The 10,450-nt window shown below is 70.4% G+C and carries 12 protein-coding genes; 3 read left to right on the top strand and 9 right to left on the bottom strand.

The window, feature by feature from the left end; translation table 11 throughout:
* Positions 1-396 (top strand): hypothetical protein (locus G3I19_RS30190; RefSeq protein WP_164266900.1); only part of this gene is annotated, 396 nt, incomplete at its 5' end.
* 86 nt (positions 397-482) lie between these two features.
* Here G3I19_RS30190 and G3I19_RS30185 read toward each other — a convergent pair.
* The gene (locus G3I19_RS30185; RefSeq protein ID WP_164266899.1) at positions 483-1,376 is read right to left on the bottom strand and encodes an LLM class flavin-dependent oxidoreductase; all 894 of its coding nucleotides are present in this window, start codon (positions 1,374-1,376) and stop codon (positions 483-485) included.
* A gap of 203 nt (positions 1,377-1,579) precedes the next feature.
* On the opposite strand from G3I19_RS30185, the gene G3I19_RS30180 reads away from it, so the two are divergent.
* Positions 1,580-2,431 carry an Fpg/Nei family DNA glycosylase gene (locus tag G3I19_RS30180; protein ID WP_164266898.1) on the top strand — a complete coding sequence of 284 codons (852 nt, stop codon included), beginning with the start codon at positions 1,580-1,582 and terminating at the stop codon, positions 2,429-2,431.
* Between the two features lie 88 nt (positions 2,432-2,519).
* A complete protein-coding gene (locus G3I19_RS30175; RefSeq protein ID WP_164266897.1) occupies positions 2,520-3,299 on the top strand; it encodes an SDR family NAD(P)-dependent oxidoreductase in 780 nt (259 codons plus the stop codon).
* On the opposite strand, the gene G3I19_RS37775 is transcribed toward G3I19_RS30175, so the two are convergent.
* From G3I19_RS37775 to G3I19_RS30140, 8 genes are all read right to left on the bottom strand, one after another.
* On the bottom strand, positions 3,271-3,669 hold the full coding sequence (locus G3I19_RS37775; RefSeq protein ID WP_239074926.1) for a hypothetical protein: 399 nt from the start codon (positions 3,667-3,669) through the stop codon (positions 3,271-3,273). The genes G3I19_RS30175 and G3I19_RS37775 overlap by 29 nt on opposite strands.
* A 187-nt stretch (positions 3,670-3,856) precedes the next feature.
* Positions 3,857-4,327 carry a DNA starvation/stationary phase protection protein gene (locus G3I19_RS30170; protein ID WP_164266896.1) on the bottom strand — a complete coding sequence of 157 codons (471 nt, stop codon included), beginning with the start codon at positions 4,325-4,327 and terminating at the stop codon, positions 3,857-3,859.
* Positions 4,328-4,461: 134 nt separating this feature from the next.
* Positions 4,462-4,845 (bottom strand): helix-turn-helix transcriptional regulator, encoded by a 384-nt coding sequence (locus G3I19_RS30165; RefSeq protein ID WP_164266895.1) that lies wholly within the window; start codon positions 4,843-4,845, stop codon positions 4,462-4,464.
* A 109-nt stretch (positions 4,846-4,954) separates the two neighbouring features.
* Positions 4,955-5,464, bottom strand: a complete 510-nt coding sequence (locus G3I19_RS30160) for a CinA family protein (RefSeq protein WP_164266894.1) — start codon at positions 5,462-5,464, stop codon at positions 4,955-4,957.
* Complete coding sequence (pgsA, locus tag G3I19_RS30155; protein ID WP_164266893.1) at positions 5,461-6,120, bottom strand: CDP-diacylglycerol--glycerol-3-phosphate 3-phosphatidyltransferase; 660 nt, start codon at positions 6,118-6,120, stop codon at positions 5,461-5,463. The genes G3I19_RS30160 and pgsA overlap by 4 nt, the downstream gene beginning before the upstream one ends.
* A complete protein-coding gene (gene rimO, locus G3I19_RS30150) occupies positions 6,117-7,580 on the bottom strand; it encodes a 30S ribosomal protein S12 methylthiotransferase RimO (protein ID WP_164266892.1) in 1,464 nt (487 codons plus the stop codon). The genes pgsA and rimO overlap by 4 nt, the downstream gene beginning before the upstream one ends.
* A 48-nt stretch (positions 7,581-7,628) precedes the next feature.
* Positions 7,629-8,438: a helix-turn-helix domain-containing protein gene (locus G3I19_RS30145; protein ID WP_164266891.1), complete on the bottom strand. Its 810-nt coding sequence runs from the start codon at positions 8,436-8,438 to the stop codon at positions 7,629-7,631.
* 229 nt (positions 8,439-8,667) lie between these two features.
* On the bottom strand, positions 8,668-10,450 hold a 1,783-nt coding region (locus G3I19_RS30140), incomplete at its 5' end, for a DNA translocase FtsK (protein ID WP_164266890.1).

Raw genomic sequence — 10,450 nt, 5'->3', positions numbered from 1 at the left:
CGTACGGACGCGGGCACGCCGGGCCGGGCGCTGGTGCTGGCCGCGGCGGATCCGGCGAACGCCTACGGGGCGGCGCTGCCCTGGCCGGAATCGCCTGGCGGAGTGGGCCACAAACCCGGCCGTAAGGCGGGCGCCCTGGTCGTCCTGGTGGACGGCGAGCTGATCCTCTACATGGAGCGCGGCGGCAAGAGCCTGCTGGCCTGGCCCACCGAGCCCGACCACCCGGCGCTGCTGGCCGCCGGAGAGGCGCTCGCCGCGGCGGCGGCTTCGGGGGCGCTCGGCACCGTGACCGTGGAGCGCACCAACGGCGCGGCGGCTCTCACATCCGACCTGGGCCGGACCTTGGAGGCAGCCGGTTTCGTCGCCACTCCGAGGGGGTTGCGGCTGAGAGCCTGAACAGGGATCCGGACAAGCGGGGCGCCGTCACACCGAGGCGGTCGGGTCATACCGGGTCCGCCAAAGTCACACTGCGGCAGGCAGGATCATGCCGGACGGTGTTCGGGGGCCGTCGCGTTGATGAGTTCGTCGGCGACCCATCGTGCGACGTCCGCGGGGTAGGGCGCCGCCAGCCCCAGGACGATGTGCTGGAAGCCGGCCGCGGTCGCCCTGCCGATCGCCTCCCGGGTCGCACCGGGATCGTCGTAGGAGACCGGCAGCACGAGCGAGCGGGTGATCGAGGCGGGGTCGCGCCCGATCTCGGTGCAGTAGCGGTCGAGCAGGGCGCTGCGAGCGGCGGCGTCCTCCACGTCGCCACCGGGGAAGTTCCATACGTCGGCGTGCTCGGCGACCACTCGGAGCGTCGCTGACGCGCGTCCGCCGATGAGGATCGGCGGGTGCGGGCGCTGAACGGGTTTGGGGTTGCCGAACGCACCGGTCAGCCGGATGTGGTCACCGTCGAAGTCGAACGGCTCCGGCTCGGTCCACAGCCGCCGGATCACCGTGCACGCCTCGGCGAGACCGGCGACGGCGTGAGCGGCATCGTGGAAGGGCAGACCGTGCGCCTCGTACTCCCGCCGTGCCACGGGGTGGCCGGGCCGTGAGCCGGCGCCGATTCCGAAGTCGAGCCGCCCGTCCGAGATGACGTCGACGGTCGCCGCGATCTTGGCCAGCATCGCGGGCGGACGGAAGCGGTTGCTGGTCACCAGCACACCGAGGCGCAGCCGCCGGGTCTGCGCGGCCAGGGCCGAGAGCAGCGTCCAGCCTTCGTAGGCCACCCCGAGCGGGTCGCCCCCGATCGGCATGAGGTGATCGAAGAGCCATGCGTGCTCGATCTCCGGGATCGCGTCAGCCTCGCGCCAGACCCGCAGGATGTCGGCGTAGTCGACCTGCGAGGGGGCGGTCATGATCCCGAAACGGGGCTGTGGTGACTGCGGCATGGGACCACTGGTCCTTTCGAGTTCAACGCGGGCGGCGCGGGACGCAACCAAAAGCGGAACGTTGTTCCACTAACAATACGGAACAACGTTCCGCCTGGCAACCCGGAACCCGGCAACGCGACGCCCCACCCGGACCTGCCCCACCGCCCGGCCACCGGGCCATCCGGCCGCCGCGCCCGGCAACAAGCCCGCATCATGGAGAGATGCCCGAAGGAGACAGCGTCCACCAGGCCGCCCGGCGGCTGCACACGGCGCTCGCCGGCCACACCCTCACCTGGTTCGACCTGCGCGTCCCCCGCTTCGCGACCGCGGATCTCACCGGGCGCACCGTCCTCGACGTCACCCCGCGCGGCAAACATCTGCTGATGCGCACCGAAGGCGGCCTCACCCTGCACAGCCATCTGCGCATGGAAGGCGCCTGGAAGGTCTACACCCCGGGCGAACACTGGCGAGGCGGCCCTTCGTACGAGATCCGCGCCGTCATCGGCACCACCGGACACACCGCCGTCGGCTACCGCCTCCCCGTACTCGAACTCCTGCGGACCGCCGACGAGAGCACGGTCGTGGGCCACCTCGGCCCGGACCTCCTGGGCCCGGACTGGGACCCCGGCAAGGCCCTCACCAACCTGCTGGCAGAGCCCGGCCGGCCGATCGCCGAAGCCCTTCTCGACCAGCGCAATCTCGCAGGCATCGGCAATGTCTTCGCAGCGGAGATCTGCTTCGTACTGCGCGCCACCCCCTGGCTGCCGGTCGGCGAACTCCCCCGCCCCGAAAGGGCGGTGACCGTCGCCAAGAAACTGCTGGAGGCCAACCGCGACCGCCCCGTCCGCACCACGACGGGCCGGCAGGACCAGCGCCTGTACGTCTACGGACGCGCCCCCCGCCCCTGCCTGCGCTGCGGAACGCGGGTACGCCGGGCATACCGGGCCGACAGCAACGGCCGGCACACCGGAACCAGCGCCGGCACCCGCGAACGCCCGACCTACTGGTGCCCCACCTGCCAGACAGGCCCCACCAGCTCCATCACCCCCGCCAACCCCACGACACCCGCCTAGAGCCTGTCGTCAAAGTGCCGCCTGCCGCGCGACGCCCGGCACCGCCAGGCAGTTGACGACCCGTCAGATTCAGTCGTACGGTCCCGTCATGCCCGTCACGGCGTACGACCTCACCGGCCGCACCGCGTTCATCACCGGCGCCGCGAGCGGCATCGGCCGTGCCTGCGCGGTCCTTCTCGCGGAGGCAGGCGCCACCGTCCACTGCGCGGACCGCGACGAAGCGGGCCTGCGCGCGACCGGCGCCACCATCACCGAAGCGGGCGGCACCGCACACCTCCACGCCCTGGACGTCTCCGACCGCAGCGCCGTGGAGGCAGCTGTCGAGGCGGCCGCCACGGCCTCGGGCCGGCTGGACATCCTGGCGGCCGTCGCGGGGATCATGCACAGCAGTCCGGTCCTGGAGACACGGGACGAGGACCTGGACCGCGTCCTCGCCGTCAACTTCAAGGGCGTGCTGTACGCCTGCCAGGCAGCGGCCCGCAGCATGATCGCGACGGGGACGGCGGGCAGCATCGTCACGATGGCATCCGGCGCCGTGGACACCGGAGGACCGGGACTGCTCTGCTACGGCGTGACGAAAGCGGCCGTCGTCCAGCTGACGAAGACTCTCGCGACCGAGGTGGGGCCACACGGGATCCGGGTCAACGCGGTCGCCCCCGGCTGGATCCGTACGCCCATGACCGAGCGGCACAACAACAGCGAGGCCCAGGCACACACCGCGGCCCTGATGTCCCGGATGTCGCCGCTGGGCCGGGTGGGCGTGCCCGAGGAGATCGCACACGCCGTACTGCACCTGGCGTCAGACGCCGCAGCGTTCACAACGGGACAGATCCTGCGTCCTAACGGCGGCGTCGCGATGCCCTGGTGACAAGCCGCACCACAGCCCGGGCCCACGCAACCCCGCTGTGCCGCCACATCCGCGACCCGCCCTGCGGCACCCCACCGGAACGCCCCACGGCCGGCCCACTCCCCGGCACCCCACCAGAGCACTCCACGGCCGGGCCATTCCCCCACACCCCCGCGGAGCTCGCACCCGCCCGCCGCCGGGTCCGCGAGCGGCCGGCCGGCAGCGCGACCACATGCACCGGCAGCAGGCTCAGCCCCCACCCGCCGATCACGACGGTGCCCTCCAGCGGCCCGGACTCACCGGGCACCAGCACCAGCCGCAGGACGGCCCACCACCACAGACCGCCGAGTACGAGAGCCGGTATCACCGCCGGCATCCACCGCCGCACCATGGCCGCCTCCTCCGGCTGACGCCGGAGCCGCACCCGGAGAGACCGGCCGGGGCATACCGCCCACGACCCCTCTCCGGCCACGGCGCCGACCGGGTCCCATCACCCGGCGGGAGAGCGCACGAGGTGCCCGCCCGGCGCATATCCGCACCGTTGCCACACGTTCTTCGCTGTCACACCGTCGACGTCGTCACGCGTTCTCCGCCTGGTACATCCAGGCGTGCTTCTCCAGAGCCGCGGTGACCGCGATGAGCAGATCCTGGGTCACCGGGTCCGGGACATCGGTGGCCGCGATCCGCTCCCGCATCCGGGTGATGACGGCCCCGAGGGCGGCCACCAGGGTCCGTACGGCGTCGGTGTCGCTGATCCGCCCGTCCGGCACCTCCCGGATCGCGCTCGTCTTGGAGACCGTGGCGGCCCGGCCGTCCGGCGTCACACCGATCGCGGAGGCCCGCTCGGCCACCGTGTCCGTGTACTGCCGCGCGGTGTCGACCACCTCGTCGAGCTGCAGATGGACCGACCGGAAGCGCGGGCCGACCACGTTCCAGTGCACCTGCTTGGCGACCAGCGACAGATCGATCAGATCGGCCAGCGCACCCTGGAGGGCATCTCCGACCACTTTCAGATCGGCTTCAGACAGAGAGCTCTTCACGCCAGACATGCGGGTCCTCCCAGATGTTCGTACGTTTCCACCACCATGGCACAAATATCCGCAAAGGGGATATCCGGGGCGGCCCTGGACAGAAAACGGCTCCGACCGGTCCCTGAGGACCAGCCGGAGCCGGGAAGCACGTACTAGGCCGCTACTACATTCACGGCCTCGGCGGGCGCCTTGATCGTCACCCGCTCGGTAGGAACACCCGTGACCGACGTCACGGAAACGGAATTGAGCATCGAGCGTACCGGCACAGGCACGGGCTCAGTGGACGCTGCCGACTCGGCCAGCTCCGCGAGCGACAGTTCGTCGCTCACTTCTCGCATGAGCTCGGACATCCGTACGTCAAGCGCGTCGCAGATCGCGGAGAGCAGCTCGGAGGATGCCTCCTTCTGCCCCCGCTCCACCTCGGACAGATAACCGAGAGAGACTCGGGCGGACGAGGAGACTTCGCGCAGAGTACGGCCCTGGCGCTGGCGCTGCCGACGCAGCACGTCACCCAACAGGCGACGGAGCAGAATCATCGGTGGCTCCCTCCTCGGACCGCGTAGCCGCATCCTTCACGCCCCACCGTACCGCCTTGCGCCGCGGCCGTGCGGGGAGCGATGTCGTGTTCACTCAGGGCTGCAAACATCAATTCCCCCCGTTCTCTTCCGTATCCTGTGTCCGCGCATTCGCGCGGAGTTCATCGCAGAGCAGTCCGAGAACGCCCAGCACGCTCTCTCTACGGATTTCCGCCCGGTCCCCGTTCAACCGCAGTGAGGCCATATTCTCTGCCCCGCCCGGCCCGGAAACCGCGACGTACACCGTCCCGACGGGCTGCCCGTCCTGCATGGCGGGACCGGCCACGCCGGTGGTCGCCATCCCCCAGTCCGCGCCCAGCACCCGTCGCACTCCGGCCGCCATCTGCCGGGCGACCGCAGGATCCACCGGCCCGCGCTCCGCCAGCAGAGTCCCGTCGACGCCGAGAACTTCCTGCTTGAGGGCCGTCGCGTACGCCGTGAGGGACCCGCGGAAGACCCGCGAGGCACCTGGGACGGAAGTGAGCTCGGCGGCCAGCAGGCCGCCGGTGAGCGACTCGGCGACGGCGAGGGTCTCCCCCCGGTCCGCCAGGAGCTCCAGCACCCGGGCCGCCGAACTCACCGGGCGGCCCGCTCGGCCGCGAGACCCTTGCGGCGGGCGGTCACGGCCTGCTGTACGTAGTCGAGGCCGGTCACCACGGTCAGCACCACGGCGACCGCCATCACCCAGAACCGCAGGGTGGCCAGCGGGCCGGTCAGCGCCAGGACGTACATCCCGACGGCCGTGCCCTGCGCGAGCGTCTTGATCTTGCCTCCGCGGCTGGCCGGAATCACCGCGTGCCTGATCACCCAGAACCGCATCAGGGTGATCCCGAGCTCCCGGAAGAGGATCACGCCGGTCACCCACCAGGGCAGATCACCGAGGTACGAGAGACAGATCAGCGCCGCCCCCATGATCGCCTTGTCGGCGATGGGGTCGGCGATCTTCCCGAAGTCGGTGACCAGGTTGTACGTCCGCGCCAGATGGCCGTCGAAGACATCGGTGATCATCGCGACGGCGAAGGCCGCCCAGGCCCAGGCCCGCCAGACCGGGTCGTAGCCGCCGTCGTGGAGCAGCAGCAGTACAAAGCCGGGCACGAGCACCAGCCGCACCATGGTCAGCAGATTCGCGACGTTCCACAGGCTGGCCTGATTGACCACCGCGGCACCCAGCTTTCCGGCGGGCGCCGGCTTGGCACCGGTACCGCCGCCCGTAGCGGATGCCGGGACTCCGGTCATCTGGCTGCCTCCTCACCAAGACATTCGGCCACCAGGTCGACACCTTCGGTACCGACCACCTTCGCCACGACCATACGGCCGGGGACCAGGCCCTCGCTTGCCGTGAACACCACCTGCCCGTCCGTCTCGGGCGCCTGGTGCGCGGCCCGGCCGACCGCACCGTCCTCGCCGTCCACGGACTCCACGAGGACCGAGAGTGTCTCGCCGAGCCGCTCCTCGGCCCGCTGCGCGGTCAGCTCCTCGGCCAGCCGCGAGATGTGTTCGAGCCGTTCGGCGATGACCTCGGCGTCCAGCTTGTTCTCGTAGCCGACCGCCTCCGTGCCGTCCTCGTCCGAGTAGCCGAAGACCCCGATGGCGTCGAGCCGCGCCCCGGTGAGGAAGCGCTCCAGCTCCGCCAGGTCGCTCTCGCTCTCACCGGGGAAGCCCACGATGAAGTTGGAGCGCGCACCGGCCTGCGGTGCCTTGCCGCGGATCGTGCCGAGCAGTTCGAGGAACCGGTCGGTGTCCCCGAAGCGGCGCATCGCGCGGAGCACACCGGGCGCCGAGTGCTGGAAGGAGAGGTCGAAGTACGGGGCGACCTTCGGGGTCGACGTCAGGACGTCGATCAGCCCGGGCCGCATCTCGGCGGGCTGCAGATAGCTGACCCGGATCCGCTCGATGCCCTCGACCTCCGCGAGCTCCGGCAGCAGCGTCTCAAGGAGCCGGATGTCGCCGAGGTCCTTGCCGTACGAGGTGTTGTTCTCGGAGACCAGCATGACCTCCTTGACCCCTTGCCCGGCCAGCCAGCGCGTCTCCCCCAGCACATCCGACGGGCGCCGCGAGATGAAGGAGCCTCGGAAGGACGGGATGGCGCAGAAGGAGCACCGCCGGTCGCAGCCGGAGGCCAGCTTCACGGAGGCCACGGGGCTGTTGCCGAGTCTGCGGCGCAGCGGTGCGCGTGGCCCGGAGACCGGGGCGATCCCCTCCGGCAGGTCTTCGGGCGGGGTGTCCTGCGCGTGGCCGGGAAGCGCCACACCGGGCGCGTCCTGGCGCTCGGCCGGGCTGATCGGCAGCAGCTTGCGGCGGTCGCGCGGGGTGTGCGACGCGTGGATCCCGCCGTTCAGGATGGTCTGGAGGCGGTCGGAGATATCGGCGTAGTCGTCGAATCCGAGGATTCCGTCGGCCTCGGGCAGCGCTTCGGCAAGATCCTTGCCGTACCGCTCGGCCATACAGCCGACGGCGACGACGGCCTGCGTCTTGCCGTGATCCTTGAGATCGTTGGCTTCGAGCAGGGCGTCGACGGAGTCCTTCTTGGCGGCTTCGACGAATCCACAGGTGTTGACGACGGCCACGTCCGCGGCGGCGGCGTCCTCGACGAGGTCCCAGCCGTCCGCTGCCAAGCGGCCTGCGAGCTCCTCCGAGTCCACCTCGTTACGGGCGCAGCCAAGAGTGACAAGGGCGACGGTACGGCGTTCGGGCATGGGCTCAAGACTACTTTGTCCCGGCCCGCGCCCGTTCCGCGAGGGTGATCAGCCCGCCTCGGGGTCGCCCTTGGTGTAGGAGAGACGCTCGACCTGGCCGGTCTGGAAGTCGTTGTGGACGTCCTTGCCGTTCACGAACAGCTGGATCGCGCCGGCGTTCCCGAGGATCAGGTCGACCTGCTGGGCGTCCGTGAACGTCTTGGACTCGCCCTTGGCGAGCACACCGTCGAAGAGCAGCTTGCCGTTGTGCGCCTTCGCGGAGATCCAGCTCTTGTCGTCGACCGCGGACAGTTTCACCGTCACCTTGTCCTTCGGCACGGCGGCGATGGCGCTGTCCGACGCGGCGGGAGTGCTGGGCTTCGGGTCGGCCGGCTTGCTGGGCTTCGGGCTGGCACCCTTCGTGCCGGTGGTGGGGCCTTCGGCGACCTGGTTGCTCTTCTTGTCGCCGCTGCCGCCGGTGAACATGGTGAAACCGACGAAGCCGAGCACGACGACGATCGCGGCGACCATGGCCGCGGTCCAGTTCGGGCGGCGGCGCTCGGGCTTGATGCGTTCCGCTTCGAAGAGCGGCGCGACGGGGGTCGGCTCGGGACGGCCGCCGTGTTCCGCGTCGTACTGGTCGACCAGCGGCGTCGGGTCGAGGGCGACGGCGCGCGCCAGCGTACGGATGTGACCGCGGGCGTACACCTGGCCGCCGCAGCGGGAGAAGTCGTCCTGCTCGATCGCGTGCACGATGGGGATGCGCACCCGTGTGGCCGAGCTGACTTCCTCTACCGACAGACCGGCGGCGATCCGGGCCTGATGGAGGGCGTGACCGATCGAAGGCCGGTCGTCTTCGGGGGAGTTGCCGATGGACACGGGGGCGCCTTTCGAGCGTGAGCCACCTGCTGGATGTTCAGTCTAGGGGGGTGGTGAAAGGGTGGGGCAACCTGAGCGCGCACTTTGTACGCCATCAGGTCGGCGAATCACCGGACGACCCGCCGGGCGGGCCGGGAGACAACCCGTCTGCGGGACATCCCCGGCCCTTCTTCTCTGCTATCTCTTCAACTTGACGTATCGCCGGGGGAAACGGTTGCCCGCCGGTCGGCTACGGCTCGGTCTCGCCGCGGATCACCGCGAGGACGCCGTCCATCTCGTCCGGCTTCACCAGCACGTCACGGGCCTTGGATCCTTCGCTGGGTCCGACGATGTTCCGCGACTCCATGAGGTCCATCAGCCGGCCCGCCTTCGCGAAGCCGACGCGCAGCTTGCGCTGGAGCATCGATGTCGAGCCGAACTGGGTGGAGACGACCAGTTCGGCGGCCTGGCACAGCAGATCGAGGTCGTCGCCGATGTCTCCGTCGATCTCCTTCTTCTTGGCCGTCCCGACCACCACGTCGTCGCGGAAGACCGGCGCCATCTGGTCCTTGCAGTGCTGGACGATCTCACCGACCTCTTCCTCGGTGACGAAGGCGCCCTGCATACGGGTGGGTTTGTTCGCCCCCATCGGGAGGAAGAGTCCGTCGCCCTTGCCGATCAGCTTCTCGGCGCCCGGCTGGTCGAGGATGACCCGGCTGTCGGCGAGCGATGAGGTGGCGAAGGCGAGGCGCGAGGGCACGTTGGCCTTGATCAGACCGGTGACGACGTCGACCGAAGGCCGCTGGGTCGCCAGCACCAGGTGGATGCCGGCGGCGCGCGCCAGCTGGGTGATCCGGACGATGGAGTCCTCGACGTCACGCGGCGCGACCATCATCAGGTCGGCGAGCTCGTCGACGATGACCAGCAGATACGGGTACGGGGACAGCTCGCGCTCGCTGCCCTCCGGCGCCTTGGCCTTGCCGCTGCGCACGGCCTGGTTGAAGTCGTCGATGTGCCGGTAGCCGTAGGCCGCGAGGTCGTCGTACCGCAGGTCCATCTCGCGCACGACCCACTGGAGCGCCTCGGCGGCGCGCTTGGGGTTGGTGATGATCGGGGTGATGAGGTGCGGGATGCCCTCGTACGCGGTCAGCTCGACGCGCTTCGGGTCGACCAGCACCATCCGTACGTCCTCGGGGGTCGCCCGCACCATCACCGAGGTGATCAGGCAGTTGATGCAGGAGGACTTTCCGGAGCCGGTCGCGCCCGCGACCAGGACGTGCGGCATCTTCGCCAGATTGGCCATCACGTAGCCGCCCTCGACGTCCTTGCCGAGCGCCACCAGCATCGGGTGGTCGTCCTCGGCCGCGTCCGCGAGGCGCAGCACGTCGCCGAGGTTGACCATCTCGCGGTCGGTGTTCGGGATCTCGATACCGACGGCGGACTTGCCCGGGATCGGGGAGATGATCCGCACGTCCGGGCTGGCCACCGCGTAGGCGATGTTCTTGGTGAGCGCGGTGATCCGCTCGACCTTCACGGCCGGGCCGAGCTCCACCTCGTAGCGGGTGACGGTCGGACCGCGGGTGAAGCCCGTGACGGCAGCGTCGACCTTGAACTCCCGGAAGACGTTGGACAGCGAGGCGACGACCGCGTCGTTGGCGGCGCTGCGGGTCTTGCCGGGGCCGCCGCGCACCAGCAGGTCGAGTGAGGGCAGCGAGTAGGTGATGTCGCCGGAGAGCTGGAGCTGTTCGGCGCGGGACGGCAGCGGCTGCGACTCGGGGGGCTTCGGGGACTTCTTCGTCAGGTCGGGTACGCCCGTGCCCGCCTCGTCGGGCTTCGCGGCCCCCGCCGACTCCCGGGCGGACGGTACGGGCGCCGCGGACTGCGCCCCGGTTGGGGTGGCATCGGGGCGCTCGACGGAGACGCCCTGGGTCAGATCGGCGACCAGCGGGGAGGGCGGCAGCCCGTTCAGCACCGCCCCGTCCAGCGCGGCGGCAGCGGCGGCCGCGACATCCACGGCGTCCATCGGCCGGCCG

The organism is Streptomyces sp. SID10853 (genome assembly GCF_010548145.1).
Taxonomy (GTDB): domain Bacteria; phylum Actinomycetota; class Actinomycetes; order Streptomycetales; family Streptomycetaceae; genus Streptomyces.
Note: the sequence above shows the minus strand (reverse complement) of the source record. Positions and strands in the feature narration are given on the sequence as shown.